General features: G+C 67.3%; 25 protein-coding genes and 1 riboswitch. Of the genes, 13 read left to right on the forward strand and 12 right to left on the reverse strand.

Translation table 11 applies throughout. The features are described 5' to 3' along the window. The first annotated feature begins 54 nt into the window (after positions 1-54). Both AC5P6S_RS16010 and AC5P6S_RS16015 read left to right on the forward strand, forming a co-directional pair. A complete protein-coding gene (locus AC5P6S_RS16010) occupies positions 55-333 on the forward strand; it encodes a hypothetical protein (RefSeq protein WP_005411956.1) in 279 nt (92 codons plus the stop codon). Further along, positions 300-1,091 carry a M90 family metallopeptidase gene (locus AC5P6S_RS16015; RefSeq protein WP_183153719.1) on the forward strand — a complete coding sequence of 264 codons (792 nt, stop codon included), beginning with the start codon at positions 300-302 and terminating at the stop codon, positions 1,089-1,091. Before AC5P6S_RS16010 ends, AC5P6S_RS16015 begins: the two co-directional genes overlap by 34 nt. 428 nt (positions 1,092-1,519) lie before the next feature. On the opposite strand, the gene AC5P6S_RS16020 is transcribed toward AC5P6S_RS16015, so the two are convergent. The 4 genes from AC5P6S_RS16020 to dusA form a co-directional block, all read right to left on the reverse strand. Further along, positions 1,520-2,944, reverse strand: coding sequence for an ATP-binding protein (locus AC5P6S_RS16020; RefSeq protein WP_032953760.1), 1,425 nt, complete (start codon positions 2,942-2,944; stop codon positions 1,520-1,522). Positions 2,945-2,969: 25 nt separating this feature from the next. Next, positions 2,970-3,653, reverse strand: a complete 684-nt coding sequence (locus tag AC5P6S_RS16025; protein WP_004136763.1) for a response regulator transcription factor — start codon at positions 3,651-3,653, stop codon at positions 2,970-2,972. Between the two features lie 73 nt (positions 3,654-3,726). Continuing rightward, positions 3,727-4,101, reverse strand: a complete 375-nt coding sequence (locus tag AC5P6S_RS16030; protein ID WP_005407693.1) for a hypothetical protein — start codon at positions 4,099-4,101, stop codon at positions 3,727-3,729. Between the two features lie 213 nt (positions 4,102-4,314). Further along, entirely contained in the window at positions 4,315-5,346 is a 1,032-nt protein-coding gene (gene dusA, locus AC5P6S_RS16035; RefSeq protein WP_065183737.1) for a tRNA dihydrouridine(20/20a) synthase DusA, read from the reverse strand. A 220-nt stretch (positions 5,347-5,566) separates the two neighbouring features. On the opposite strand from dusA, the gene AC5P6S_RS16040 reads away from it, so the two are divergent. Both AC5P6S_RS16040 and AC5P6S_RS16045 read left to right on the forward strand, forming a co-directional pair. Continuing rightward, entirely contained in the window at positions 5,567-5,986 is a 420-nt protein-coding gene (locus AC5P6S_RS16040; protein ID WP_216655230.1) for a lysozyme inhibitor LprI family protein, read from the forward strand. Positions 5,987-6,028: 42 nt separating this feature from the next. Further along, a complete protein-coding gene (locus AC5P6S_RS16045; RefSeq protein ID WP_495204670.1) occupies positions 6,029-7,810 on the forward strand; it encodes a peptidoglycan-binding domain-containing protein in 1,782 nt (593 codons plus the stop codon). Between the two features lie 293 nt (positions 7,811-8,103). Here AC5P6S_RS16045 and AC5P6S_RS16050 read toward each other — a convergent pair whose 3' ends face one another. After that, positions 8,104-8,283, reverse strand: coding sequence for a sulfate transporter (locus tag AC5P6S_RS16050; protein WP_111173852.1), 180 nt, complete (start codon positions 8,281-8,283; stop codon positions 8,104-8,106). A gap of 104 nt (positions 8,284-8,387) precedes the next feature. On the opposite strand from AC5P6S_RS16050, the gene AC5P6S_RS16055 reads away from it, so the two are divergent. Continuing rightward, complete coding sequence (locus AC5P6S_RS16055) at positions 8,388-9,368, forward strand: cation diffusion facilitator family transporter (RefSeq protein WP_005407688.1); 981 nt, start codon at positions 8,388-8,390, stop codon at positions 9,366-9,368. Positions 9,369-9,479: 111 nt separating this feature from the next. Then, on the forward strand, positions 9,480-9,905 hold the full coding sequence (locus tag AC5P6S_RS16060) for an organic hydroperoxide resistance protein (protein WP_004153735.1): 426 nt from the start codon (positions 9,480-9,482) through the stop codon (positions 9,903-9,905). Between the two features lie 148 nt (positions 9,906-10,053). On the opposite strand, the gene mmsB is transcribed toward AC5P6S_RS16060, so the two are convergent. From mmsB to AC5P6S_RS16085, 5 genes are read right to left on the reverse strand one after another with little or no spacing between them, the layout of a single operon-like run. Then, the gene (gene mmsB / locus AC5P6S_RS16065; protein WP_005407687.1) at positions 10,054-10,944 is read right to left on the reverse strand and encodes a 3-hydroxyisobutyrate dehydrogenase; all 891 of its coding nucleotides are present in this window, start codon (positions 10,942-10,944) and stop codon (positions 10,054-10,056) included. Continuing rightward, on the reverse strand, positions 10,941-12,116 hold the full coding sequence (locus tag AC5P6S_RS16070; protein ID WP_495204671.1) for an enoyl-CoA hydratase/isomerase family protein: 1,176 nt from the start codon (positions 12,114-12,116) through the stop codon (positions 10,941-10,943). Before AC5P6S_RS16070 ends, mmsB begins: the two co-directional genes overlap by 4 nt. Continuing rightward, complete coding sequence (locus AC5P6S_RS16075; RefSeq protein ID WP_005411946.1) at positions 12,113-12,910, reverse strand: enoyl-CoA hydratase; 798 nt, start codon at positions 12,908-12,910, stop codon at positions 12,113-12,115. Before AC5P6S_RS16075 ends, AC5P6S_RS16070 begins: the two co-directional genes overlap by 4 nt. Beyond that, positions 12,907-14,073, reverse strand: a complete 1,167-nt coding sequence (locus tag AC5P6S_RS16080; protein ID WP_060380143.1) for an acyl-CoA dehydrogenase family protein — start codon at positions 14,071-14,073, stop codon at positions 12,907-12,909. The genes AC5P6S_RS16075 and AC5P6S_RS16080 overlap by 4 nt, the downstream gene beginning before the upstream one ends. A 14-nt stretch (positions 14,074-14,087) precedes the next feature. Next, complete coding sequence (locus tag AC5P6S_RS16085; protein WP_012478809.1) at positions 14,088-15,593, reverse strand: CoA-acylating methylmalonate-semialdehyde dehydrogenase; 1,506 nt, start codon at positions 15,591-15,593, stop codon at positions 14,088-14,090. A 115-nt stretch (positions 15,594-15,708) separates the two neighbouring features. Between AC5P6S_RS16085 and AC5P6S_RS16090 the strand changes: the two genes are divergently transcribed. Together AC5P6S_RS16090 and AC5P6S_RS16095 are read left to right on the forward strand one after the other, a co-directional pair. Then, positions 15,709-17,076 carry a helix-turn-helix domain-containing protein gene (locus AC5P6S_RS16090; protein WP_012478808.1) on the forward strand — a complete coding sequence of 456 codons (1,368 nt, stop codon included), beginning with the start codon at positions 15,709-15,711 and terminating at the stop codon, positions 17,074-17,076. A 219-nt stretch (positions 17,077-17,295) separates the two neighbouring features. Next, positions 17,296-17,472 (forward strand): hypothetical protein, encoded by a 177-nt coding sequence (locus tag AC5P6S_RS16095; protein ID WP_165711181.1) that lies wholly within the window; start codon positions 17,296-17,298, stop codon positions 17,470-17,472. Here the strand turns inward: AC5P6S_RS16095 and AC5P6S_RS16100 are convergent. Continuing rightward, positions 17,466-19,358: a patatin-like phospholipase family protein gene (locus AC5P6S_RS16100; RefSeq protein ID WP_111686762.1), complete on the reverse strand. Its 1,893-nt coding sequence runs from the start codon at positions 19,356-19,358 to the stop codon at positions 17,466-17,468. The genes AC5P6S_RS16095 and AC5P6S_RS16100 overlap by 7 nt on opposite strands. A 193-nt stretch (positions 19,359-19,551) precedes the next feature. Between AC5P6S_RS16100 and AC5P6S_RS16105 the strand changes: the two genes are divergently transcribed. From AC5P6S_RS16105 to pncA, 4 genes are all read left to right on the forward strand, one after another. Beyond that, entirely contained in the window at positions 19,552-20,601 is a 1,050-nt protein-coding gene (locus AC5P6S_RS16105) for a bifunctional nicotinamide-nucleotide adenylyltransferase/Nudix hydroxylase (protein ID WP_049403797.1), read from the forward strand. 64 nt (positions 20,602-20,665) lie between these two features. After that, positions 20,666-22,075, forward strand: a complete 1,410-nt coding sequence (locus AC5P6S_RS16110; protein ID WP_060380900.1) for a nicotinate phosphoribosyltransferase — start codon at positions 20,666-20,668, stop codon at positions 22,073-22,075. A gap of 133 nt (positions 22,076-22,208) precedes the next feature. Next, a riboswitch (cobalamin riboswitch) is annotated at positions 22,209-22,438 on the forward strand. A 161-nt stretch (positions 22,439-22,599) separates the two neighbouring features. Next, complete coding sequence (locus AC5P6S_RS16115; RefSeq protein ID WP_005407678.1) at positions 22,600-23,286, forward strand: epoxyqueuosine reductase QueH; 687 nt, start codon at positions 22,600-22,602, stop codon at positions 23,284-23,286. 56 nt (positions 23,287-23,342) lie between these two features. Beyond that, entirely contained in the window at positions 23,343-23,969 is a 627-nt protein-coding gene (gene pncA, locus AC5P6S_RS16120) for a bifunctional nicotinamidase/pyrazinamidase (RefSeq protein WP_099561569.1), read from the forward strand. A gap of 207 nt (positions 23,970-24,176) precedes the next feature. On the opposite strand, the gene purU is transcribed toward pncA, so the two are convergent. Then, a complete protein-coding gene (gene purU / locus AC5P6S_RS16125; protein WP_065184114.1) occupies positions 24,177-25,028 on the reverse strand; it encodes a formyltetrahydrofolate deformylase in 852 nt (283 codons plus the stop codon). A 114-nt stretch (positions 25,029-25,142) separates the two neighbouring features. Here purU and AC5P6S_RS16130 point away from each other — a divergent pair, with 114 nt between their 5' ends. Further along, positions 25,143-26,054: a LysR family transcriptional regulator gene (locus tag AC5P6S_RS16130; RefSeq protein WP_060380447.1), complete on the forward strand. Its 912-nt coding sequence runs from the start codon at positions 25,143-25,145 to the stop codon at positions 26,052-26,054.

The raw sequence follows: 26,054 nt of genomic DNA on the forward strand, positions 1-26,054 counted from the left end.
GCCGGGTTCGGGCTAGAATCGGGAACTCACCTTCCCTTAACGTGGATGTCGTCAATGCGCCGTTATGCCCATTGCCTGATCCTGCTGACGATGCCCTTCGCGGCGTCTGCGACGGCAGCGCTGGACGACAGCCGCGGCGCCTGCGTGTCCTCCAACGGCGATGCCGCTTCGCAGCGTGCACCGACCGCGACCGCTTCGGCCGCCACCACCAAGCCGGCACCGGTCCGCCCGGCAGCCAACACCAGCACGGGCGGCGGTGGCAGCGATGACGACGTGCTGCAGCGCATCCGCGCACCGAAGTGGCACAGCTACCTGCCGGGAATGTTCCGCTGATCAAGTCGTTGCTGCAGTGGCTGCGGCCTGCGCCGCGGCCGATCGACGATGTACTGTGGAATGAGGCCTGCCGCCGCGCCGCCTGGCTGCACGGTCTGGACGACGAACGCCGCGCGCGATTGCGCCTGCTGGCCACGCGCTTCCTGCACGAGAAGACCATTACCCCGATCGGCGAGCTGCAGCTGGAGGCCGGCGATGGCGTGCTGCTGGCGGCACTGTGCTGCCTGCCGCTGCTGGAGTTCGGCGAGGTGGGTCTGGAAGGCTGGTCGCAGCTGATCGTCTACCCCGATGCATTCCGCGTACATCGCAGCCACATGGATGCGGCCGGCGTACTGCATGAGTGGGATGACGAACTGATTGGCGAGTCGTGGGACAGCGGTCCGTTGATCCTGTCGTGGGCCGATGTGCAGGCCGACCTGGCGACGCCGCACGAGGGCTACTGCGTGGCGGTGCACGAGATGGTGCACAAGCTGGATGCGCTGGATGGTGCGATGGACGGCACGCCGCCACTGCCGCGCGAGTGGCAGCGCGAGTGGGCAGCCACCTTCCAGCGTTCCTACGATGCCTTCTGCGCGCAGGTGGATGCCGGCGAGGAAATGTTGATCGACCCGTACGCGGCCGAGGCGCCGGAAGAGTTCTTCGCGGTGGCCAGCGAGTATCACTTCTCGGCACCGGATCTGCTGCAGCAGGCGTTGCCGGAGGTCGCCGCGCAGCTGCGGCGGTTCTACGGCGAGCCGCCAAAGATCGAAACGCGGTAGTGCCGGCCGCTGGCCGGCAACCTGGCAATGCCACCGAAGATCATGAGGGTGCCGGCCAGCGGCCGGCACTACCGGATTACGCACGCGTTATTGCGTCAGGCGACGCCCGGCGGACGGGAACGCGCAGCTGCGGCGGTTCCACGGCGAACCGCCGACGATCGAAACACGGTAGTGCCGGCCGCTGGCCGGCGACCTGGTAATGCCACCGAAGAGCATGAGGGTGCCGGCCAGCGGCCGGCACTACCGGAACACCACGCGCTGTTGCGTCAGGCGATGCCCGGCGGACGGGAACGCGTGGCTGCGGCGGTTCTACGGCGAGCCGCCGAAGATCGAAACACGGTAGTGCCGGCCGCTGGCCGGCAACCTGGCAATGCCACCGAAGATCATGAGGGTGCCGGCCAGCGGCCGGCACTACCGATCAACGAGGTTTACGGCCCCGGCGGCAAACGCACTTCGAAACGGGCGCCGCCCAGTTCGCTGGAACGGCCGACGGCCAGTTCGCCGCGGTAATCCTTGATCAGGTCCTGCACGATCGACAGGCCGATGCCGTGGCCCTGCACGCGCTCGTCGCCACGCACGCCACGCTGCAGCACCTTGCCGATGTCGTCCGGGGCAATGCCCGGGCCATCGTCGTCCACCGCCAGCAGCAGGCCAGCGCGGCGCGCGTTCGGTGCCGGCAGCGGCTGCGCGGTCAGCAGCACGCGGCGGTTGGCCCACTTGAAGGCGTTTTCCAGCAGGTTGCCAAGCAGTTCCTGCAGGTCGCCCGGCTCGCCGTGGAAGCGCGCGGCCGGATCGATGTCGAACTCGCACAGCACGCCCTTGGAGGCGTAGACCTTCTCCAGGCCACGTACGATTTCCTCAGCGTTGGACTCGATCGGCAGCGGCGCGGAGAACAGCTTGTGGCCCGACGACGCAGCACGTGCCAGCTGGTACGAAACCAGGTTGTTCATGCGCTGCAGCTGCACGTCCAGCTCCTCGCGCAGCGCGCCATCGCCCGCGCCGCTGTCCATCTGCGTGCGCAGCACCGCAATGGGCGTCTTCAGGCTGTGTGCCAGGTCGGCCAGGGTGTTGCGCTGGCGCTCGAGGTTCTCGCGCTCGCTTTCAATGAAGGCGTTGATGCTGTCGGTCAGCGGTTCCAGCTCGCGCGGGTGGCGCTCGCTCATGCGCTCGGTCTCGCCGCGCTGCACCTTGGTCAGCTCGGTGATCACCCGACGCAGCGGACGCAGGCTCCACTGCAGGATGACGGTCTGCAGCAGCAGCAGGATCAGGCCGATGCCGCCCAGGTAGAACCAGACACGGCCGCGGAACACGCGCAGCTGCGCGCCCAGCGCGCGCGAGTCTTCCATCACATAGATGGTGTACGGGAATTCGGTGGCCGGGTCGGCGTCGGCGTCCCACACCAGGCCCAGGCCATAGCGGTACACCGAACCCTGGCTGCCGTCGATCTGGATCATCGGCAGCGGGCCTTCGAACACTTCCTGGCGCGGTGCCAGCAGGCCGCCGCCGACGGTGGGCAGCATCGGGCCTTCGGCGGACATCGAATTGCCCTTGCCGTGCGGCATCACTACCTGCAGGTACAGGCCACTGCCCGGCACGTCGAAGCGCGAATCCGGCGGCTGCTCGCGGATGTACAGCGAGCGGTCGCGGGTGAAGTCGATGCCGGCCGCGTACGCGGTGGCGTAGTTCTTCAGGCGCTCACGCAGGTTCGCCTTCGCCGTATCGGCGAAGGCGGCGTCGAGTGCGTAACCGGCCAGGGCCAGGAACGCGACCAGGCCCACGGACGCGGCAAGCATCTGGCGCGCCTGCAGGGAGCGCGGCCGCCAGCGTCGGAAGAACCACAGACGGCCGGACATCATGGTCTCGCCAGGCTGAGCCGGCTCAGCCCTCGTTGCGCGGAATCGCGAAACGGTAGCCGCGACCGCGCACGGTCTCGATCGGCTTCAGTTCGCCATCCGGGTCCAGCTTCTTGCGCAGGCGGCCGATGAAGACCTCCAGCACGTTCGAGTCGCGGTCGAAGTCCTGCTGGTAGATGTGCTCGGTGAGGTCGGCCTTGGAGACCAGTTCACCGGCGTGCATCATCAGGTACTCCAGCACCTTGTATTCGTAGCTGGTCAGGTCGACATTGCTGCCGGCCACGCTGACGGTCTGCGCAGCCAGGTCCAGAGCGACCGGGCCGCATTCCAGGGTCGGCTTGCTCCAGCCGGCGGCGCGGCGCAGCAGCGCGTTGACGCGGGCCAGCAGCTCTTCGACGTGGAACGGCTTGACCAGGTAGTCGTCGGCGCCCTGCTTCAGGCCTTCGACCTTGTCCTGCCAGCTCGAACGCGCGGTCAGGATCAGCACCGGGAACTTCTTGCCTTCGTCACGCAGGGCCTTGATCAGCTCCATGCCCGACATCTTGGGCAGGCCGAGGTCGATGATGCCGACATCGAACGGAACTTCGCGCCCCATGTAGAGGCCTTCCTCGCCGTCCTGCGCAGCATCGACGGCAAAGCCTTCGCGCTTGAGCCGGGCTGCCAGGGTCTCACGCAGCGGGGCTTCGTCTTCGACCAGAAGGATACGCATGAACTCTCCCTAGTGTCCTGGGTGTGGCCCGGAGGCCTGTGGGGTACGGGTTGATAGCGACAACTATCCCTGTTCAGGGGTTATCGCCGCGTAGTGATGACATATCCGACCGCGGCGTGCGCGGCTGTGAACGCGACGGTGCGGGGTCGTCCATGTAGCGGACCCGGCCCCGGTCGTCCATGTACTTCACCCGGTTGATGTCACGCCCATCGAACGGCACGCGCTCGGCGCCGAGGATGTGGCCGCCGGTGGTGCGCTGCACGCGGCGCACGGCATCGGACAGCGAGCGCTCGTCGCCACGGCCACCACGCTCGCCCCGCTCCATCATCTCCGCGCGCCCCTGATCGCCACGCGGCGGCTGTTGCGCCAGCGCCGAAGACAGCGGCGCAGCCGCCAGCACCACGCAGGTGGCCAGGGCAATGCGGCGATGGAAGGGAGCGGAAGACATCGATGCGATCCTAGCCGAGCACGGCGATTCGTTCAAAAGTCGTAAATCCGGGAGCCGGGTTCGGGACCCGGCGCTTTACAAATCCTTTGCAAATTCTTGGTTTGGGGCAGTGAATCCGGTCTGAACTTTTCCGGCCCTGCGCTCGCGTCGTTCATCTAGGTGAACATTCGGGACGAATCGCCGCCCCTTGTCAAGTCAGGACCGTGACCGACGTCACGCTGCGGCGCGATCAGCTTCGCGTTCGGTGACCGCCAAGGCCTGTTCGATCAGGCTCCAGCCGGCGCCCGGGCGGTGTGCGCCCTCGCTCAGCACCTGGCGGAAAGCGCGACCACCGGGCTGGCCATGGAACAGGCCGAGCAGGTGGCGGGTGATGTGCTTCAGCGCCAGGCCTTCGCCCAGCCGCGCCTCGATGTAGGGGCGCATCGCGCGCAGCAGGTCACCACGTGCCTGTAGCGGGGCGCCGGTGTGCAGCGCCTCCAGCTGATGCAGCAGATAGGGGTCGTGATAGGCCGCCCGGCCCAGCATCACGCCATCGACGTGCGCGGCCTGCGCCTGTACCGCCTCGATGCTGGCCAGGCCACCGTTGATCACCACCGGCAGTGCCGGGCGCTCCTGCTTCAGGCGGTAGGCCCAGTCGTACTTCAGCGGCGGAACCTCGCGGTTCTCCTTCGGCGACAGGCCCTTCAGCCACGCGTTGCGCGCATGCACCACCACCATCGCCGTACCAGCGGCGACCTGGCGGTCGACGAAGCTGGCAAACACGTCGTAGTCGTTGTCCTCGTCCACGCCCAGGCGGCACTTCACCGTTACCGGGATGTCGACCGCATCGACCATGGCCGCCACGCACTCGGCCACCAGTACCGGCTCGCGCATCAGGCAGGCGCCGAAGCGCCCGGCCTGCACGCGGTCGGACGGGCAGCCGCAGTTGAGGTTGACCTCGTCGTATCCCCACTCGGCGGCAATGCGCGCAGCCTGCGCCAGCAGGGCCGGATCGCTGCCGCCCAGCTGCAGCGCCAGCGGCTGTTCGCTGCGGTCGAAGCCGAGCAGGCGCTCGCGGTCGCCGTGGATGACCGCGTTGGCGTGCACCATCTCCGTGTACAGGCGTGCACCCGGCGCCAGCACGCGATGGAACACGCGGCAATGGCGGTCGGTCCAGTCCATCATCGGGGCAACGGACAGGCGCAGGGAATCAGCGTAACGGGCGGTGGCGGACGTCATCGGGGTGTTGATCGTGGAGACTGGCATTGCCAGTGAGATCAATAGTTTACACCGCTCGGCTGAATGGCGGCGGCTGGCGCCCGGATAGCGCTGGGGCGCCCGGGCCCGAGGGCCGTCCGCAGGCCGGGCGGCGCCAACCCACAATGACGGGCAACCGGTCACAGTTGTCGCGATTCGTTGACGACGACGAAATATTGACGCCGTTATAGTCCGTCGCTCGCAATGGATTGGACGTGTGGAGCAGATGATGCAGCACAAGCGTTTGAGCAGGACCCTCGCCACCGCGCTGGCGGTCGCCGTAATGGCCATCGGCACGGCAACCGCAGCACCGGCTGCCACCGGGCTGAGCCCGACCTTCACCACCTGCCGTGACAAGGCACAGGGTGCGATCGAGCAGGCCGCCTGCCTGACCTCGGAAAGCGCACGCCAGGACCAGCGCCTGAACCAGGCCTACCGCCAGCTGCAGGCAAAGCTGAGTGGCGCAAAGAAGACCAAGCTGGTGAATGCCCAGCGCGCGTGGCTGCAGTCGCGCAGCCGCGATAGCGAACTGGATACCGCGCTGTACGACGATTCGCAGCCCGGCAACCTGCAGGGCGAGCTGAACGATGTGATGCGCCTGAGCGCGCGTGCCGACCAGCTGCAGAAGTATCTGCAGCTGCTGGACTGACCCTTGAGGGGCAAACCCTCTGACTGCACAAGGATGTAAGACATGCCAACCAACATCGATACCCATGATCTCGATGCCACCTCCGGCGCCGTGTATTTCGCCGTCGGCCGTGGTACCGAAGGGGGTCCCGCCTCCTACCATCTGGCCATCGCCGGCATCACCCAGGGCGTGACCGAACCGCACTGGGGCACGGTGAACAAAGTCGCGCAGAACAGCGGTTACAGCCTGGGCGCGATCCAGGTCGACTTCGGCCAGCGCGGCGAGTGGGCGCTGGGCGCCATCGACGGCCACGCACTGAAGGCGGGCGAGACGACCTATGTCGACGCCGTGATCGATCAGGCCAGCACCTATGCCAAGGCGCACAACCTGCCCTTCACCCAGGACCACGCCGACCTGCGCCGCGACCTGCTCAGCCACGGCAATGGCCTGAGCGGGCGCAGCTCGATCCAGTTCATCGATACCAACACGCGCGACAGCATCAACGCCTGGGCCGGTTCGGCCGAGGGCAAGCAGTGGATCCACGCGAACATCGACTACCCGCAGGTGCGCAACGCCACCCGGATCGGCATGGCGATGGTGGACGCACACGGCAGCGGCATCGCCGAGGAAAACCGCTTCGAAGCGATCAGCCTGATCGCCAAGACCGCCAACCAGTTGCCCAGCCAGCTGCCCAAGCTGCAGAAGGTGCTGGAAGAAGGCGGTGACTACGAGGCGCTGCGCGCGAAGGCCGGGCAGATCCGCGAGACCTACCAGTACTTCGACGCGCCCAAGGCCGGCGACATCGCCGTGCGCTACGAAGATGCCTACGCCAACAACAAGGACGCAATGGACCGCGCCCATGCCAAGGTCAGCAGCCGCGACTACTCGCCCGCCGGTGAGCACAACGATGCGGACATCAAGGTGGCGCTGGACCAGATCGGCGCACCGCGCCAGCAGGCCGGTTCGCAGACGTTGAAGGAAGGGTCCAGCGGCCGTGCCGTGCTGAAGCTGGAGAGCAATCTGGTCACGCTGGGCTATGCCAGTGCTGACGGCCAGCAGACGCTGAATCCGGACCGGCGCTTCGATGCCACCACCCGCAAGGCGGTGGAAGACTTCCAGCGCGCACACAACCTGGACCCGGTGGACGGCAAGGCCGGGCCAGCCACGCTGGCCGCGATCGACCGCGACGCGCGCGAACTCCAGGGCAACCTGGCCGCGCTCGGGCTGACCGACGCCAAGGGCCAGGCCATCGGCAGCGATGGCTATCTGGGCGGTGGCAGCCGCCATGCGATCAACGCTTTCCAGCAGCAGCATGGCCTGCCTGCGACCGGCATTGCCGATGCGGAAACCCGCCAGGCGCTGGCCAATGAAGTGCAGCAGCGTGCGCAGGCACAGGGCAGCACCCCGGAACAGCAGGCCGCGGCCGAGCCTGCGCGCGAGACGGTGTACCCGATGTCCGACCCGCGCAGCCCGCAGAACTGGCTGTACACCGAGACCCTGGTGCAGGTGAAGTTCGCCGAGGAAGCGCGTGGCCTGCCCTCCGGCGAGCACAGCGAGAAGCTGGCCGCTGCGCTTACCGTGGAAGCTGCACGTGCCGGCCTGTACCGGGTTGATCGCGTTGAGCTGAACCAGGATGGCTCGATGGCGCGCGCGGTGCAGGCCAATGCGCTGCACGACGAAAGCGCGTTGAACCGCAATACCGCGCCGGTATCGACGGCAGACGCGATGCGCCAGAGCGTGCAGGAAAACAGCGAGCGGGCATTGCAGGTGAGCGATCAGCAGCGCGAGCAGCAGAAGATCGACCAGCAGACCCAGCAGCACGGCCCGCGGGCCATGATGGCGTAAGAGAGCGGGCCCACGGGCCTGCGAGTGCCATTGCCTTGCTCACCCCTCGTCGGCTTGAGGTCGACGGGGGCATTGGTTGAGGTGCGTCGAGGATTGTCGCAAATGCGAGGTCTTGCGCCCCGGACCGTGCCCACGCTTCGAGGGAGTCGGCCTCGCGGTGTAGTCGATCCGGTTTGATCGCGTCGACGCTTTGACGACAGATAAGTCCGTCCGGAGCTTTCCCCAAGTGATCAGTACCCGCCATCCATAGGCGGTCTGCTTCTTGAAACACTGCCGCCTCAGGCGGTCAGGTCTCACGGGTGGGCGTCGCGCAGATCAATCTGTACCCTCGGCGTCACGTGCTGGTAATCGAACACCGCACCCAGATGGCCGGCCGAGGCAAGGAACACCCGCCCACGCACGCGGTAGACCTGCGTGTCACCGGCATCGTAGCGCTGCATATCCCGCATGCGGCCGAGGAATTCGATGACCATGTTGGCCAGGCCCTGGGCGACGCATTCGCGGTCACGCTCGCTGGGCCTCTCGTCGATGTCCTCAACGTTCTGCGACGATGCCGGACAGCGGAAGACAGCGAAGCATGCCGCCGCTCTACAATCGGGCCATGGCCACCCACCGCCCGCAGTTCTTCGACCCCGCCACCGAACAGGGCGTGCTGCGCCTGTCGATCGCCGCCTCGCTGCTGCTGGCCGCCGCCGCGGTGGTATTCGGCCTGCTGGCCAATTCCTCGCTGATCATCTTCGACGGCATCTACGGCCTGATCGATGTGGTCATGACCTGGCTGTCGCTGCTGGTGGCACGCCTGATCGCGCTGTCCACCCAGACCGATGCGTTGCAGTCGAGGCTCAACCAGCGCTTCACCATGGGTTTCTGGCACCTTGAGCCGATCGTGCTGGGGGTCAGCGGCACGCTGATGATCGGTGCGGCACTGTATGCCCTGGTCAATGCGGTAGATGCACTGATGTCCGGGGGCCGCCACATTGCGCTGGGCCCGGCCATCGCCTTCGCCGGGCTGTCCATCGTCGGCGAAGGCGCACTGGCCTGGTTCATCCTGCGCGCCAACCGCCGCATCGGCTCGGAGTTCATCGCACTGGATGCGAAGAACTGGGTGATCGCGGCCAGCATGTCGGCCTGCTACCTGCTGGCCTTCCTCGGCGGCGTGCTGGTGCAGGGCACGTCCTGGGCCTGGGTCGGGCCGTACATCGACCCGGCCATCCTTGCCTTCGTCTGCGTGCTGGTGATGATCGCCCCGCTCGGCACCGTGCGCCGGGCGCTGGCCGGCATCCTGCTGGTCACCCCGCCGGAGCTGCAGGCGCACGTGGATGCCGTGGCACGCGCGATCGTGGCCAAGCATGGCTTCGTCGAGCACCGCAGCTATGTGGCGCAGGTGGGGCGAGGCGAGCAGATCGAGCTGTTCTTCGTGGTGCCGGAAAACGATCCGCCGCGGCCGCTGGTGGAATGGGACCAGCTGCGCGACGAGATCGGCGACGCGCTGGGCGAGGCCTCGCCGGACCGCTGGTTGACCATCATGTTCACCACCGACCGCGAGTGGACGATCTAGGCCAGCAGGACGATCGATCAAGTTTTTCGTACGCCCTGCAACCCAACGTACCCGGAAAGCGGGCAAAGTAGGCTCCAACGCACCACCCACCCACCGACCAGGAGCATCCCGATGTCCATCGAAAAGGTTCTGTACACCGCCCAGGCCACCTCCACCGGCGGCCGTGAAGGCCGTTCCGTCTCCTCCGACAACGTGCTGGACATCCAGCTGTCGACCCCGCGCGAGCTGGGCGGCGCCGGTGGCCCGGGCACCAACCCGGAACAGCTGTTCGCCGCCGGCTACTCGGCCTGCTTCCTGGGCGCGCTGAAGTTCGTGGCCGGCCAGGCCAAGGTCGCGCTGCCGGCCGACACCACCGTGACCGGCAAAGTGGGCATCGGCCAGATCCCGACCGGCTTCGGCATCGAAGCCGAGCTGACCATCAACGTGCCGGGCGTGCCGCGCGAGCAGGTGGAAGAACTGGTGCAGAAGGCGCACATCGTGTGCCCGTACTCCAACGCCACCCGCGGCAACATCGACGTGACGCTGATCGTTGCCTGATGGGGTGCTGCCGGCCAGCGGCCGGCACTACCAACGTAAAGAGCAAAAAAATGGGCGGATGCCGGTCGAAACCGAACATCCGCCCATCCCACCTTCGTTGTCCCACAGGGGGGCATGAGGTTGCCGGCCAGCGGCCGGCACTACCAGGTCATTTTTCGCTGGTGATGAGCTGCACGACGCTGGAGAAATCCAGCTTGCCGCGGCCGGCCTGGTGGTTCATCGAGTACAGGTTGCGGGCCACTTCGCCCAGCGGAATCGAGGCACCGACACTCATCGCCGCTTCCACCGCCAGGCCCATGTCCTTCAGCATCAGATCGCTGCCGAAACCGCCGCTGTAGCCGCGCGAGGCCGGCGCGTTTTCCAGCACGCCCGGCCACGGGTTGCACACTTCGGTGGCCCAGCTGCGGCCGGTGCTGACCGCCATCATCTGCGACAGCACCTTCGGGTCCAGACCGTGCGCCACGCCCAGGGCGATGGCTTCACCGGTGACGGCCATGATCACGCCCAGCGCCATGTTGTTGCACAGCTTGGCCACCTGGCCGGCGCCGCTGGCACCGACGTGGAAGATGTTCTTGCCCATCGCCTGCAGCACCGGACGGGCGCGTTCCAGCGCGTCCTCTTCGCCACCGACGATGAAGGTCAGGGTGCCGGCCTGGGCACCGGCGGTACCGCCGGACACCGGTGCGTCGATCATCTGCAGGCCACGCGCGGCGGCCGCTTCCGAGACCTTGCGCGCGCTGGCCGGGGCGATCGTGCTGCAGTCGATGACCAGCGCACCGGCCGGAATCGCGGCGAGGATGCCGTCATCGCCCAGATACACGCCTTCGACGTGGCGGCTGGCCGGCAGCATCGAGATCACCACTTCGGCATCGGCCAGGGTGTCGCGTGCCGACGACGCAGCGCTGGCACCGGCGTCAACGGCGGCCTGCACCGCGGCCGGGACCAGATCGAACACGCGCACGCTGTGGCCGTTCTTGACCAGATTGGCGGCCATCGGGCCACCCATGTTGCCCAACCCGATGAATGCAATGCGGCTCATGCAAGGCTCCTTTCAACAAGGGGAGTGCCCAGGTCGGCCAGCGGATGCGCGGCATCGGCCCAGGGGGAAGCGAAGAAGGTATCGGCCCACGCGCCGGTGGCCTCAGCCAGGGTGGCCGGGTTCCACTGCGGATTGCGGTCCTTGTCGATCAGCAACGCGCGGATGCCTTCGGCGAAATCACCGTGGGCGGCGCAATGCAGCGCGACGATGTACTCCAGGCGATAGATCGCGGCCAGATCCTGGCCGGCACTGCGGCGCTGCAGTTCGTACGCCAACCGTGCCGAACCGGGTGCACCGGCGGCGAGAGTCTTCTGTGCGGCCTGCAACCAGGCGTCGTCGGTCTGCAGGCCGGCAATGCGCGCCACGATGGCCTGCAGGTCATCGCCTTCGCACAGCGCCTCGACCTGCGCCGCATTGGCCAGCAACGGGCCGGTGGCGGCGTCGCTGGCGTGCGACTGCAGCAGATGGGTCAGGCGTTCGTGGTTGTGTGCGGCATCGCCCGACCAGGCCACCTGCAGCAGCGCATCGAACACCGCGCTGCGGCATTCTTCTGCCACGTGCACGTCGGCCAGGCCGGCGTAGATAGCGTCGCCCGGGTTGAGCAGCGCGCCGGTCAGCGCCAGGAACAGGCCGCCCTTGCCCGGTACGCGCGGCAGCAGCCAGCTGCCACCCACATCGGGGAACAGGCCAACGGTGATTTCCGGGAAGGCCAGCTTGGAGCGCTCGGTGACCACGCGGTGGCTGGCGCCGGACATCAGGCCGATGCCGCCGCCCATCACGATGCCATGGCCCCAGCACAGGATCGGCTTGGCGTAGGTGTGGATGAGATGATCGACGCGGTATTCAACGTCGAAGAACTCGGCGGCGTAGTCGTTCTCGCGGATGTCGCTGCAGCCGGCCTCGCGGAAGGCGACCATGCTCTTGTACAGGCTGTGCAGGTCGCCGCCGGCGCAGAACGCCTTCTCACCGGCGCCCTGCAGCACCACCATGGCGATGCCGTCGTCATCGGCCCAGGCATTCAGCTGCTTCAGCAGCAGGTGCGCCATCGGCAGCGAGAAACCATTGAGCGTGCGCGGCGCGTTGAGCGTGGCGATGCCGATGCGCGTGCCGTTGCCGGCCACGCGCTCCTCGAACAGCACCGGTGCGTCGTCGGCAACGGTGTCGATGCTCATGCGTTCTTCCACTGCGCGGTGCGCTTTTCCAGGAAGGCGGTCACGCCCTCGACCTGGTCGGCGGTGTCGAACAGGTCGACGAAGGCTTCACGCTCGGCCACCAGCGCCGAGGCGTGGGTGCCGGTGCGGGTGGACTGCACCAGGGTCTTGCAGGCGGCGATGCTGGTCGGGCTCTGCTTGCCGGCCTTCTTCGCCCATTCCAGGGCCAGTGCCTTGGCTTCGCCCTTGCCGACCTTTTCTTCGGCCAGGCCAATGCGCAGTGCGGTCTCGGCATTGATGCGCTCGCCCAGCAGGATCATGCGCTTGGCCCAGCCCTCGCCGACCAGGCGCGGCAGGTTCTGGGTGCCACCGGCACACGGCAACAGGCCGACGGTGGCCTCCGGCAGCGCCACCTGGGCGTGGTCTTCGATGATGCGCAGGTCGCAGGCCAGTGCGCATTCCAGGCCACCGCCCATGGCGTAGCCGTTGATCGCGGCGATCGACACGCCGCGGAAACCGGACAGCGCTTCGAAGGCTTCACCGAAGCGGCGCGCGGCCTCGCGTGCAGCGGCCTTGTCGCCGGAGGCGAACTGGTTGAGGTCGGCACCGGCGGAGAAGAACTTCTCGCCGTCACCGGTGATCACCAGCGCGTAGATGTCGCGGTCTGCGTTGAGCGCACCCACCAGGTCGCGCAGCGCCGACAGGCTGTGCACGGTCCAGGTGTGCGCCGGCGGGTTGTTCAGGGTGACCACGGCGGTGTGACCATCCACCTCCACCTTCAGGCCCACGTGCTCCTGGGTACGCCAATCCTTCATCGCAGTTCCTCTTCGGTGTTGAGCAGGTGACGGGCAACGATCACCCGCATGATCTCGTTGGTGCCTTCCAGGATCTGGTGCACGCGGCAGTCACGCAGCAGGCGCTCGATCGGGTACTCGCGGATGTAGCCGTAGCCGCCGTGGATCTGCAGCGCTTCGTTGCAGACGTTGAAACCGGCATCGGTGGCGAAGCGCTTGGCCATCGCGCACCACACGTTGGCGTCGCTGGCACCGGCATCGAGCTTGCGCGCGGCGGTGTGCACCATCTGCCGGGCGGCAACCAGCTGGGTGACCATGTCGGCCAGCTTGAACTGCAGCGCCTGGAACTCGGCCAGCGCCTTGCCGAACTGGCGGCGCTCGCCCATGTAGCGGCGCGCGGCATCCAGCGCACCCTGCGCGGCACCCAGCGAGCAGGCGGCGATGTTGATGCGGCCGCCGTCCAGACCCTTCATCGCCAGCTTGAAGCCGCCGCCTTCCTCTCCCAGAAGGTGGCTGACCGGCACGCGGACGTTTTCGAAGGTGATGCCACGGGTGGGCTGGCTGTTCCAGCCCATCTTCTCTTCCTTGCGGCCGAAGCTGATGCCCGGCAGGTCCGACGGCACCGCAATGGCGCTGACACCGCCGGCACCGGCACCACCGGTGCGCGCCATCACCACCAGCAGCTCGGTGGCACCGGCGCCGGAAATGAAGGCCTTGGAGCCATTCAGCACATAGAAGTCGCCATCGCGCACGGCGGTGGTCTTCAGCGACGCCGCATCGGAACCCGCACCCGGTTCGGTCAGGCAGTACGAGGCCAGCTTGAGGCCCGAGGACAAATCGGTGCCCCACGCATCGCGCAGGGCCGGCTGGCCCCACCTGGACACCATCCACGAGGCCATGTTGTGGATGCTGATGTAAGCCGCGGTCGACGGATCGACGTTGGCGAGCTCCTCGATGACGACGGCGGCGTCCAGTCGGCTCAGGCCGCTGCCGCCCACTTCCGGGTCCATGTACAGGCCGCAGAAGCCCAGTTCACCGGCCTTGGCGATCGCCTCGCGCGGAAAGATGCCCTCCGCATCCCATCGCGCGGCGTGCGGCGCCAGTTCGGCCTGTGCGAAGTCGCGCGCCGCCTCGCGGTACGCCTGCTGCGCTTCTTCCAGTTCCGTCGTCATCGAGTGGCTCATGGCTGCTCCTGCCGTTACTTCAGGCTGATCGTGGTGTTGACGCCGTGGCTCAGCGTCTCGTCATCGAACCAGCGCGCGGTGACCGTCTTGGTCTGGGTGTAGAACAGCACCACCTGCTTGCCGTACGGGCCCAGGTCACCCAGCTTGGAGGCGCGCGAACCGGTGAACGAGAACAGCGGCACCGGCACCGGGATCGGCACGTTGATGCCGACCTGGCCGACGTCGATGTCTTCCTGGAACTTGCGCGCGGCCGCGCCGGACTGGGTGAACAGTGCGGTGCCGTTGCCGTTCGGGTTGCTGTTGACCATCGCGATGGCGTCTTCCAGCGTTTCTGCTTCGAGGATGACCAGCACCGGCCCGAAGATTTCTTCCTGGTAGATGCGCATGTCGGTGGTGACACCGGCAAAGATGGTCGGGCCGACGAAGTTGCCCTTCTCGAAACCATCGACCTGCGGCTTGCGGCCATCCAGCACCAGCTTGGCGCCCTGCTCCACGCCCGAGGCGATCAGGCCTTCCACGCGCTCGCGGGCGCTGCAGGAAATGACCGGGCCGACGTCGGTACCGGACACGGTGCCGGCGCTGACCTTCAACGTCTTGGCCTTTTCGACCAGGTCCTGCACCCAGTTGCGCGCCTCACCGACCAGCACCAGGGTGGAAGCGGCCATGCAGCGCTGGCCCGCAGCACCAAAGGCGGCACCGACCATCGCGTTGAGGGTCTGTTCCTTGTTGGCGTCCGGCAGCACCACGGCGTGGTTCTTGGCGCCCATCATGCACTGCACGCGCTTGCCGGCCAGCGAGGCACGATTGTAGACGTGGGTGCCGACGCGGGTGGAACCGACGAACGACACGGCCTTGATGTCCGGGTGGTCGCAGATCGCGTTGACCACTTCCTCGCCGCCGTGGACGACGTTCAGAACGCCCTTCGGAATGCCGGCTTCCAGGGCAAGCTCGACCAGGCGCATGGTGACCATCGGGTCCTGCTCGGACGGCTTGAGGATGAAGGTGTTGCCCGTTGCAATCGCCATCGGGAACATCCACAGCGGGATCATCGCCGGGAAGTTGAACGGGGTGATGCCAGCGCACACGCCCAGCGGCTGCATGATCGTGTAGGTGTCCACGCCATTGGCCACGTTGTTGGCCAGCTCGCCCAGCTGCAGGTTGCCGATGGCGGCAGCGTGCTCGACCACTTCCAGGCCACGGAACACATCACCTTCGGCGTCCGGCAGGGTCTTGCCCTGTTCGGCGGTGAGGATGTGGGCCAGCTCGCTCATGTTCTCGCGGATCAGCTGCTGGTACTTCAGGAAGATGCGCGCGCGGGTACCGATCGGGGTCTTGCGCCAGGTCTTGAAGGCTTCCTTGGCGGCGGCGACGGCGGCGTCCACTTCGCCGGTGGTGGCGAACGGCACCTTGGCCAGCACGTCCTGGGTGGCCGGATTGATCACGTCCTGCCAGTGGGAGGTGGCCGATTCAACGAACTGGCCATCGATCAGCATGCGGATACGGGGCGCTGCAACAGTCATGACGACAATCCCACGGGGTGCGAAAGATGCTTGGCATTATTCACAGCACCCGTCTCGATTTCCGGGCTGAATCCGCTTAATCTGGCCAACACGCCAGACGATTCATGTTAATTTTGTGAATTATTCAGCCACCCAGCGGCAGCTTGGCCTGCGCTTGCTACGGCTGCGCGAGCAGCGCGGCTACAGCCAGGTGGACCTGGCCCGCGCCTTGGGCCTGTCGGCCAGTTACCTGAACCAGATCGAGCGCAACAAACGCCCACTCACCCCGGCCGTGCAGAAGAAGCTGGGCGAGGTATTGGGCGATGTTTCCTCACTGTTCGACGAAGATGAGCCCGCTGCCCTGCAGGAAGCGCTGGGCGAGACCCTGCGCGATCTGGGCCTGGCCGAAGTCAGTGCCACTGAACTGCGCGCCCTGGCGGGCAACCTGCCGCAGGTCAGCCGCGCACTGCTGGACCTGCACCGCCGCCACCTGGCGCTGCGCGAGCATGCCGCCGCGCTGGAGTTCCAGCTGGGCGAGCCCGGTGCCGGCAGCACCCTGCCCGCCGGCGACCAGGTGCGCGAGTTCTTCAACCGCATGCACAACCACATCCCCGAACTGGACGAGCTGGCCGAGCAGCTGTTCGCCGAATGGGGGCTGTCGCCCGGGCATGTGGCACCGCGGCTGCGCCAGCTGCTGGCCGACCGCCATGGCGTGCTGGTGGAAGTGGCCGCACTGCAGGCCGGGCGCGAGAAACGGCAATACGATGCCGGTGCGCGGCGGCTGTGGCTGCCCGATTACCTTGAGCCCGGCCAGCAGGCGTTCCAGATGGCGGCCGAGCTGGCCCTTCACGGCTACCTGCCGCAGATCGATGCGGTGGTGGCGCGCGCTGGCTTTACCGATGAGGCACGCATCGCGCAGGCGCGGATTGGCTTGTCGAATTACTTCGCCGGTGCGTTGGTGATGCCGTACATGCGTTTCCTGCGTGCGGCCGAGGCCAGCAGTTACGACATCGAGCTGCTGGCGCACCAGTTCGGCGTGGGCTTTGAAGCGGTCTGTCATCGGCTGAGCACGTTGGCGCGGCGCAGCGCGCCCGGGCTGCCGTTCTTCTTCATCCGCGTGGACCGTGCCGGCAACGTGTCCAAACGCCATTCGGCCACCGATTTCCATTTCTCGCAGGTGGGAGGGTCGTGCCCGCTGTGGATCGTCTACGAGGCGTTCAACCAGCCCGGCCGCATCCTCACCCAGACCGCGCGCATGCCCGATGGGCGGCGCCACTTCTGGCTGGCGCGGCAGGTCAGCAGCGGGCCGGTGGGCCATGGCCAGCCACGCAAGACGTTCGCGGTGGCGTTGGGCTGCGACCTGCAGCATGCCGAACGCCTGGTGTATTCGCTGGGGCTGGATGTACAGAGCCCGGGGAACTCGGTGTCGATCGGGCCGGGTTGCCGGGTGTGCCCGCGCGAGGACTGCATGCAGCGCGCGTTCGCGCAGTTGCCGGGGCGATAGGGGGTTCTGCAGGGCTGCGCCCTGCACCTGCGGTAGTGCCGGCCGCTGGCCGGCAACCTCAAAAGCAACAGCGGGCTTTCCGTGGGATGGCGGGGTGGTGTCGGATTGCGGGGACGCCGTGAACCCGTCCCTGAAGTGCCCCCCGGCATCCATGCCGCGGACACCCCGCAATCCGACACCACCCCGCCTTCGACAGTTTCCTCCTGCTGCTGGAACCTGATGCTGATGCTGATGCTGATGCTGATGCTGATGGTGATGGTGATGCTGATGGTGATGCTGATGGTGATGCTGATGCTGATGCTGATGCTGATGGTGGGTGCCGACCGTTGGTCGGCACGCTCTCGCCCTGCGCGAAATGCATCCACGCATGGCGTGGATCTACTACCGGCTCAGTAGATCGGGGTCACCTTCATCTGCGGCAACGGACGCGGTGCGCCGTCAGTGAGGTCCGGGCCAAGGTCTTCCCAGGTACGTCCCTGCTCGACCATCAACCCCCACAGCTGCTGCGCGGCCAGCCGCTTGTCTTCCGAGCCCAGCTTGTACGACGGTGGCGTCGGCTGGCCACTGGCAACCATCGCGTACGCCGCGCGGTAGGCCAGTACCTGCTGCGCCGGATCATCGGTGCGTGCCACTTCCAGCGTGTAGCGCTGGTAGGCCGAGGCCAGGTTGCGCCAGCGGATCCAGTAGTGGTTCTCGAACGAGAACGAACAGAAGCGCGCACCGGCGAGGCTGCCCTTGTCGGCGATGCGGGTCAGCACCTCCTGCGGCATGTCCAGGTTCATGCCGCCTTCGTCGCCCTGCAGGCTGACGTGCACGATGCGGTCGCGGTAGCCCGGCGCGCGCGCCTGCAGCAGATCGCGCCAGTTCTGCATGGTCGCCACCACCGCGAACAGGAAGCGGCCCAGCTCGGCGGCCGCCAGCGGTGTGGCGATCGACTGGTAGGTGCGCTGCCAGCCGTGTCGGTTCTCGGTGGGCAGGAACACCGCGTGCTCCAGCGACTGGCGGCCACTGCTGCCGTGGTTCACCTCTTCGGCGTGCTGCGGGTAGACCAGATTGATGGCGAAGGTCGGCCAGCGCGGCAACGCGGCATCGAACAGATGGATCGGGAAATTGCTGCTGATGCCACCATCGGAGAACCAGCAGATGCGGAAGGCGGTGATCACCGGGCCGCAAGCCTGCCCGGCGCTGGTCAGCCCTTCCATGCTGTCGGCCACGTTGTGCTCGGGGTCGGCCGCCGGCGCGGTCGGCTCGCAGCGTCGTTCGCGGCGTGAGGGTTCATGCAGCGGCACCGCGCTGATCAGCAGCGGGAAGCTCAGGCTCATGCGCGTGGCCACCAGCACCGGCAGCTTCGGGCCCGGCGGCAGGTGGTAGTACTGCCGCCCTTCCACCTCCAGCGGCGGGCCGGCCTGCGTCACCAGCCACTGCACCACGCTGGCCGGGAACAGCTGCTCGAATTCCTCGCGCAGGAACCAGAACTGCGCGCCGCCCAGCGGCAGCGTGCGCGGCTCGTTGTGCGACACGCAGGTGGTGATCATCTGCAGGCTGATCGCATGCGGGCTGTCCGGCTCGCCGGCATAGCGCGGCGCGTCGTGCAGGTCGGCGAAGGTGAGCGGTGCATCCAGCGGCTTGCCGGACAACTGCTGCAGGCATTCGTGCAGCCACTCGGTCAGTGCCGGCGTGCGTGCATCGCGGCCGAGGCCGCTGCACAGGCCCAGCAGATTGCGTCGCGCCACGCGTGCCACACGAAGCGCGGCACCGGCCACACCCGCACCGTACGCACACAGCAGCGACGGCAGCAGCGTGGCCGCCACCCCGCTCCAACCACCGCCCCACCAGCCCAGGCCGAGCAGCAGCGCCAGCGACACCAGCACTTCCAGCGGCGCGATCTCGAACACGGCAACGGCCAGGCACAGCAGCTTGTGCGGCAGGCTGGCATTGCCGGTCAGCACCACCAGCAGGCGATAGGCCGCGCGTGCGCCGCGTGCGGGCTGGAACAGGCTGTAGATGAAGCCGCGCCGCGACAGCTGCGCCGACACCGCCGACAACCCGCCATAGCCTGCATCGCCGGGCAGGTGCTCGCCGGCCTGCTGGCGACGATCACCGCAGGCCGCCGCAGCCGCCACGGCGGCGGCGATGGCGCCGGCCGAAGTGCCGCCGATGCTCTTGAAGCGATACTCGCGCGCCAGCGCCAGTACCGCATTGGGGTACACGATGCCGCTGGTGATGCCGCCTTTCATGACCAGATCGCAGTACTTGTCCGCCACTGTCTTGCCCCCGAGCATGCCGTCCGCCGCGTGGGTGCCAGTATGGCGCAGGGGCTTCTCAGGGCCTGAGAACAACGGCGCAGTCCGCGCACGCGATGCGCCGTTCAGCAGAAAGCACGGCTGCAGGCTTGACCCGCCCCGCCATCGGCGTAGCATCTGCAGCAAGCCAAGGGACAGACCCGCGGCTGCCACAACGACATGAGGGATTCTCATGGAATTCGACTATCTCGTCTTCATCGGGCGATTCGAGCCCTTCCACAACGGCCACGCCGCCGTTGCCCGCCTGGCCCTGAGCCGGGCCCGCAAGCTGATCTTCCTGGTCGGCTCTGCCGATACCCCCCGCAGCCTGCGCAATCCCTGGACCGTGGCCGAACGCGCCGTGATGATCCAGGCCGCCCTCGATGGCCACACCGACCGTCTGCTGATCCGCCCGCTGCGTGACCACCTGTACAACGAAGCGCAGTGGATCGCCAACGTGCAGCGCCAGGTGGCTGAAGCCCTGCGCAACGACGGCGCCGCCGCCGATGCGAAGGTAGGCCTGATCGGCATGGACAAGGACGCGTCCAGCTACTACCTGCGCGAGTTCCCGCAGTGGCCGCTGGTGGACGTGCAGCACACCGCCACCCTGTCGGCCACCGAGCTGCGGCGCTACCTGTTCGAAGCCGGCGACGTCGACTTCCACGGTGCGCTGCTGATGCTGCGTGGCAATGTGCCGGCGCCGGTGTACGACATGCTTGAAGCGTTCCGCAAAAGCGCGCCTGCCTATGGCCAGCTGGTGGCCGAGTACCGCTTCATCGAACAGTACAAGGCCGCCTGGAAGGATGCGCCCTACGCGCCCACCTTCGTCACCACCGATGCGGTGGTGGTGCATTCGGGCCACGTGCTGCTGGTGCGTCGCCGCTCGGAACCCGGCAAGGGGCTGTGGGCGCTGCCCGGCGGCTTCGTCGGCCAGGAACAGAGCCTGCTCGACAGCTGCCTGCGCGAACTACGCGAGGAAACCCGGCTGAAGATTCCGCTGCCGGTGCTGAAGGGGTCGCTGAAGGGCCAGCAGGTCTTCGACCACCCCGACCGCAGCCAGCGCGGCCGCACCATCACCCACGGTTTCCACTTCGAATTCCCGGCCGGTGAACTGCCGCCGGTGCGCGGCGGCGATGACGCTGACAAGGCGCGCTGGATACCGGTGAGTGAAGCCCTGGACATGGGCCCGCAGCTGTTCGAAGACCACCTGCACATCCTGGAGTATTTCCTCGGCCGCGGCTGACAGGCCCGGCCTCCCCACTGGCGGACAGACCGCTGGTGTCACTCGACGCGAAGGAGCTTCCGTCATGCACTACCTCGATAATCTTCTCCTCAACACCGACAGCTACAAGGCCAGCCATTGGCTGCAGTACCCGCCGGGTACCGATGCCACGTTCTTCTACGTCGAATCACGTGGCGGCCTGCACGATCGCACGGTGTTCTTCGGCCTGCAGGCGATCCTCAAGGACGCGCTGGCACGACCGGTCACCCACGCCGACATCGACGACGCTGCTGCGGTATTCGCCGCGCACGGCGAACCGTTCAACGAGGCCGGCTGGCGCGATATCGTCGACCGGCTTGGCGGCCACCTGCCGGTGCGCATCCGCGCCGTTCCCGAGGGCAGCGTGGTGCCCACCCACCAGGCACTGATGACCATCGAGTCGACCGATCCGGCTGCGTTCTGGGTGCCGTCGTATCTGGAAACGCTGCTGCTGCGCGTGTGGTATCCGGTCACCGTGGCCACCATCAGCTGGCACGCACGGCAGACCATCGCCGCGTTCCTGCAGCAGACCAGCGACGACCCGCAGGAGCAGCTGCCGTTCAAGCTGCACGACTTCGGCGCGCGCGGTGTATCGAGCCTGGAATCGGCCGCGTTGGGCGGTGCCGCGCACCTGGTCAACTTCCTCGGCACCGATACCGTGTCGGCGCTGTGCCTGGCACGCGCGCACTACCACGCGCCGATGGCCGGCTATTCGATTCCGGCCGCCGAGCACAGCACCATCACCAGTTGGGGCCGCGAACGCGAGGTGGACGCCTATCGCAACATGCTGCGCCAGTTCGGCAAGCCCGGTTCGATCGTGGCGGTGGTGTCGGACAGCTATGACATCTACCGCGCGATCAGCGAACACTGGGGCACCACCCTGCGCGATGACGTGATCGCGTCGGGCGCCACCCTGGTCATCCGTCCCGACTCGGGTGACCCGGTGGAGGTGGTGGCCGAAAGCCTGCGCCGGCTGGATGAAGCCTTCGGCCACGCGATCAACGGCAAGGGCTATCGCGTGCTCAACCACGTGCGGGTGATCCAGGGCGATGGCATCAATCCGGACACCATCCGCGCGATCCTGCAGCGCATCACCGACGACGGCTACGCCGCCGACAACGTGGCCTTCGGCATGGGCGGTGCGCTGCTGCAGCGGCTGGACCGCGATACGCAGAAGTTCGCGCTGAAGTGCTCGGCCGCACGGGTCGAGGGCGAGTGGATCGACGTCTACAAGGATCCGGTCACCGACGCCGGCAAGGCCAGCAAGCGCGGCCGCATGCGCCTGCTGCGCCACCTGGACGATGGCAGCCTGCATACGGTGCCACTGCCGGCCAACGGCGACGACACCCTGCCGGACGGCTTCGAGGACGCAATGGTGACCGTGTGGGAGAACGGCCATCTTCTGTACGACCAGCGGCTGGACGACATCCGCACGCGGGCGGCCGTGGGGCATTGAAGGTGCATCCCGACCGGGGTCAGAGCCCGCTGCGTGGCAGCGGGATCCGACCCCTTCCTTCCGCTGGGGTCGGATCCCGTTGCAGCGCAGCGGGTTCTGACCCCTGCGCTCTTGACCGGCGCCACCAACAGGTCCACCTTGCACACGCCGAAGGTATCCCTCCCATCGCTGCGGCGCGGGGAGGGATTTAAACGGGAATCCGGTGAAGGCGCCTCGCGCGTCCATTCCGGAGCTGCCCCGCAGCGGTGAATGGAAACGAATCCTGCCAACAGCACTGGGCTCGCACCTGGGAAGCGGCGGGTAGTAGGTGGGCTGCGGCCCGTGTCCATCAGCCCGAATACCGGCCCCGGCCGGGGGACACGACCGTTCCCTGACTCGACCTGGAATCTCCGCGGGGAGGTTGCCGGGGCCGTCGTCGTCCTGCGCGTGCAGGCGGTGTGGCCGCGCGCGTCCTGTTCACGGTATCCGGCCAGACCCGTTCACCCACGCGCTGATGCATGGGCCACCGCCGTTGCCGGCGGTCCATGCGGTACCTGACGATGACCGAGCTCCAACGCCCCACCCTGACCCTGCCCGCCGACGGCAAGCGCCTGCTGCTGCATTCGTGCTGCGCGCCCTGTTCCGGCGAAGTGATGGAGGCGATCACCGCCTCCGGGATCGACTACGCGATCTTCTTCTACAACCCCAACATCCACCCGGTGAAGGAGTACGAGCTGCGCAAGCAGGAGAACATCCGCTTCGCCGAGCAGCACGGCATTCCTTTCATCGACTGCGACTACGACACCGACAACTGGTTCAGCCGTGCACGCGGCATGGAAAACGAGCCCGAGCGCGGCATCCGCTGCACGATGTGCTTCGACATGCGCTTCGAGCGCACTGCGCTGTACGCGCACGAGCACGGCTACGACACCATCAGTTCTTCGCTGGGCATCTCGCGCTGGAAGAACATGGCGCAGATCAACGACTGCGGCATCCGCGCCGCCTCGCGCTATGAAGGCCTGCAGTACTGGGACTACAACTGGCGCAAGGGCGGCGGTGCCAGCCGCATGATCGAGATCAGCAAGCGCGAGCAGTTCTACCAGCAGGAATACTGCGGCTGCGTGTACTCGCTGCGCGATGCCAACCGCCATCGCCGCGAGAATGGCCGCGAGCGGATCAAGATCGGCCTGTTGTACTACGGGCAGGACGCTGGGACGCCGCAGGACGATTGACGTGCAGGCATGGGGCGGCCACGCTGGTCGCCCCTTGAGTTCGTGCTGGATCTGCCATGACCGCCCTGCCCGCCGATGTCGCCCTGCTGGTGATCGACCTGCAGCCGGACTTCATGCCCGGCGGTGCGCTGGCCTGCGACCAGGGCGATGCGCTGGTGGCACCCATTGCCGATCTGCTGGTGCAGCGCCGCTACCGCACCGTGGTGGCAACACAGGACTGGCACCCGGCCGACCATGCCTCGTTCGCCAGCCAGCACCCCGGCCAACGCCCGTTCGAGACCATCCTGCTGCACGCGCAGCCGCAGACCCTGTGGCCGGACCACTGCGTGCAGGGCAGCGCCGGTGCCGCCCTGCACCCGGGCGTGGACTGGACCGTGGCCGACCTGATCCTGCGCAAGGGCACGCGCCAACAGGTGGATTCGTACAGCGCCTTCCGCGAGAACCACGGCCCCGATGGCGAGCGCCCGGCCACCGGCCTGGCCGGCTGGCTGCACGAACGCCGCATCCGCGAAGTGCACGTATGCGGCCTGGCCCGTGACTACTGCGTGCTGTGGAGCGCGCAGGACGCGGTGAAGTCCGGCTTCCGGGTGAAGTTCCTGTGGGAGCTGACCAAGCCGGTGACCGAAGCCAGCGACGTGATGGTGCGCGAGGCGCTGGGCAAGGCGGGGATTGCCATCGTCTGAGGCGTGACCGCCGGGCATGGCCCGGCGCTACCGCGCACGTCGCTTATGCCGCTTGCGCGCTCCTGCCCACAACAACACAATCGATTCATCCAGCCCCCTAACTACGCCCCCCTACAGATCGCGGGACGGCCGAACCGGGGGCTTTTCATTGGATGAAATCAGGATTCGGTAGTGCCGGGCCATGCCCGGCGGACGCGGGATGGGCGATTACCGAAACACCACCGTGCGATGCCCATTGAGCAGGATGCGGTGCTCCACATGGCGGCGAACCGCGCGTGCCAGCACCAGCGATTCGGTATCGCTGCCCAGCCGCACCAGTTCGCGCGGTGCCATCGCATGGTCCACGCGGGCCACGTCCTGTTCGATGATCGGGCCTTCGTCCAGGTCCTCGGTGACGTAGTGCGCGGTGGCGCCGATGATCTTGACCCCACGCGCGTGTGCCTGGTGGTACGGCTGCGCGCCCTTGAAGCTGGGCAGGAAGCTGTGGTGGATGTTGATCGCACGGCCCGCCAGCGCGCGGCACAGCGTGGGCGACAGGATCTGCATGTAGCGCGCCAGCACCACCAGGTCGATGCGCTCGCGCTCGACCAGGTCGATGATCTGCTGCTCCTGCACCGCGCGCGTTTCCGCGTTCACCGGCAGATGATGGAACGGCACCTGGTAGGACGCCGCCAGCGGCGCAAAGTCGGCGTGGTTGGACGCCACTGCTGCGATGTCCACCTTCAGCTGGCCGCTGTGGGCGCGGAACAGCAGGTCGTTGAGGCAATGCCCCTGTTTGCTGACCAGCACCAGCAGCCGCGCGCGGCGTCGGCCATCGTGCAGCTGCCAGTCCATGCCGAAGCCCTCGGCAAGCGTGGCCATGGCGGCGTGCACGGTCTCCAGCGGCAGGCCGGCATCGCGGTCGAAGTGCACGCGCAGGAAGAAGCGGCCACTCTCCTCATCGCCGAACTGCTGGGCGTCGAGGATGTTGCAGCCGTGGTCGAACAGCAGGCCGGACACGCGGTAGACGATGCCGGTGCGGTCGGGGCAGGACAGGGTAAGAATGGAATCGGGGCGCATCGCCACAGTGTAGGGCAGCGCCCTGCCCAGCGGCCGGATGATCACGGGTGCAACCGGCCTGCTTGGTTCAGTACCAAGCGATACTTGGACCTTCCCGTGGCAAGCTGGTCGGTCATGAACCTGTTGCAACTGATCCGCAGCTTCACCCGCACCGCAGAGACCGGCAGCATTGCCGCCGCGGCCCGCATCCTTGGCATCAGCGCTACCGCGGTCGGCCAGAACATCAACCGGCTGGAGGCCCATCTGGGCGTACGGTTGCTGAACCGGAGTACGCGGCAGCTGGCCCTCAGCGAGGCCGGCGCGCTGTACCTGGCGCAGGTGCGCCACATCGAAGCCGACCTGGCGCGCGCGCAGGCGATGGTCACCGCCGGTGACATCGAACCGGCCGGGCCGCTGCGCATCGCCAGCAGCAGCGCCTTCGGTCGCCACGTGCTTGCCCCCTTGTTGCCTTCACTGCAGCAGCGCTACCCACAACTGCAGCTGGAGCTGCGCCTGACCGACCGCGCCGTGCAGCATGGGCCGGAAGCGGTGGATGCCAGCATCCGCATCGGGGCGCAGCTGGAGGATGGGGTGGTCGCGCGGCAGCTGGCGCGTGTTCCGTTCGTGTTCTGTGCCTCGCCGGCCTACCTGAAGGCGCACGGCACCCCGCAACAGCCTTCCGATCTGGGCGGTCATCGCGGGTTGCTGCACCGCTTCCCCACCGATGGCCGGCCATTGCGCTGGGGCCTGCTGAAGGACGGCCAGCGCGTGGACGCCGCGCTGCCACCGAGCATGGTCTGCGATGACATCGATGCGCTGGCGACGCTGGCGGCGGCCGGTGCCGGCATCACCCGGCTGGCCGCATTCGTGGCCGAGCCGTACCTGCGCGATGGCCGCCTGCAGGCGGTGTTCGGCGCCGACACCGCGTGGCGCCCGGAACCGATGGAGGTCTACTTCTGCGTCAGCGACCGCCGCGATTTCACCGCCAAGATCCGCGCGCTGTTCGAACACCTTCAGGCCGGCATCGCGCCGGCCTGGCGGGTGTGA

The organism is Stenotrophomonas sp. YJH_SMC_119 (assembly GCF_059368315.1).

What these genes read in the sequence shown, in the direction of transcription:
- AC5P6S_RS16100 (WP_111686762.1), bottom strand. Translation starts at nt 19,358, where the DNA reads ATGCTCGGGGGCAAGACAGTGGCGGACAAGTACTGCGATCTGGTCATG.
- mmsB (WP_005407687.1), bottom strand. Translation starts at nt 10,944, where the DNA reads ATGAGCCGCATTGCATTCATCGGGTTGGGCAACATGGGTGGCCCGATG.
- AC5P6S_RS16050 (WP_111173852.1), bottom strand. Translation starts at nt 8,283, where the DNA reads ATGGTCATCGAATTCCTCGGCCGCATGCGGGATATGCAGCGCTACGAT.
- AC5P6S_RS16030 (WP_005407693.1), bottom strand. Translation starts at nt 4,101, where the DNA reads ATGTCTTCCGCTCCCTTCCATCGCCGCATTGCCCTGGCCACCTGCGTG.
- AC5P6S_RS16060 (WP_004153735.1), top strand. Translation starts at nt 9,480, where the DNA reads ATGTCCATCGAAAAGGTTCTGTACACCGCCCAGGCCACCTCCACCGGC.
- AC5P6S_RS16020 (WP_032953760.1), bottom strand. Translation starts at nt 2,944, where the DNA reads ATGTCCGGCCGTCTGTGGTTCTTCCGACGCTGGCGGCCGCGCTCCCTG.
- AC5P6S_RS16070 (WP_495204671.1), bottom strand. Translation starts at nt 12,116, where the DNA reads ATGAGCATCGACACCGTTGCCGACGACGCACCGGTGCTGTTCGAGGAG.
- AC5P6S_RS16010 (WP_005411956.1), top strand. Translation starts at nt 55, where the DNA reads ATGCGCCGTTATGCCCATTGCCTGATCCTGCTGACGATGCCCTTCGCG.
- dusA (WP_065183737.1), bottom strand. Translation starts at nt 5,346, where the DNA reads ATGCCAGTCTCCACGATCAACACCCCGATGACGTCCGCCACCGCCCGT.
- AC5P6S_RS16115 (WP_005407678.1), top strand. Translation starts at nt 22,600, where the DNA reads ATGCGGTACCTGACGATGACCGAGCTCCAACGCCCCACCCTGACCCTG.
- AC5P6S_RS16130 (WP_060380447.1), top strand. Translation starts at nt 25,143, where the DNA reads ATGAACCTGTTGCAACTGATCCGCAGCTTCACCCGCACCGCAGAGACC.
- AC5P6S_RS16040 (WP_216655230.1), top strand. Translation starts at nt 5,567, where the DNA reads ATGCAGCACAAGCGTTTGAGCAGGACCCTCGCCACCGCGCTGGCGGTC.
- pncA (WP_099561569.1), top strand. Translation starts at nt 23,343, where the DNA reads ATGACCGCCCTGCCCGCCGATGTCGCCCTGCTGGTGATCGACCTGCAG.
- AC5P6S_RS16105 (WP_049403797.1), top strand. Translation starts at nt 19,552, where the DNA reads ATGGAATTCGACTATCTCGTCTTCATCGGGCGATTCGAGCCCTTCCAC.
- AC5P6S_RS16095 (WP_165711181.1), top strand. Translation starts at nt 17,296, where the DNA reads ATGCTGATGCTGATGCTGATGCTGATGCTGATGGTGATGGTGATGCTG.
- AC5P6S_RS16025 (WP_004136763.1), bottom strand. Translation starts at nt 3,653, where the DNA reads ATGCGTATCCTTCTGGTCGAAGACGAAGCCCCGCTGCGTGAGACCCTG.
- AC5P6S_RS16085 (WP_012478809.1), bottom strand. Translation starts at nt 15,593, where the DNA reads ATGACTGTTGCAGCGCCCCGTATCCGCATGCTGATCGATGGCCAGTTC.
- AC5P6S_RS16055 (WP_005407688.1), top strand. Translation starts at nt 8,388, where the DNA reads ATGCCGCCGCTCTACAATCGGGCCATGGCCACCCACCGCCCGCAGTTC.
- AC5P6S_RS16080 (WP_060380143.1), bottom strand. Translation starts at nt 14,073, where the DNA reads ATGAGCCACTCGATGACGACGGAACTGGAAGAAGCGCAGCAGGCGTAC.
- purU (WP_065184114.1), bottom strand. Translation starts at nt 25,028, where the DNA reads ATGCGCCCCGATTCCATTCTTACCCTGTCCTGCCCCGACCGCACCGGC.
- AC5P6S_RS16045 (WP_495204670.1), top strand. Translation starts at nt 6,029, where the DNA reads ATGCCAACCAACATCGATACCCATGATCTCGATGCCACCTCCGGCGCC.
- AC5P6S_RS16110 (WP_060380900.1), top strand. Translation starts at nt 20,666, where the DNA reads ATGCACTACCTCGATAATCTTCTCCTCAACACCGACAGCTACAAGGCC.
- AC5P6S_RS16075 (WP_005411946.1), bottom strand. Translation starts at nt 12,910, where the DNA reads ATGAAGGATTGGCGTACCCAGGAGCACGTGGGCCTGAAGGTGGAGGTG.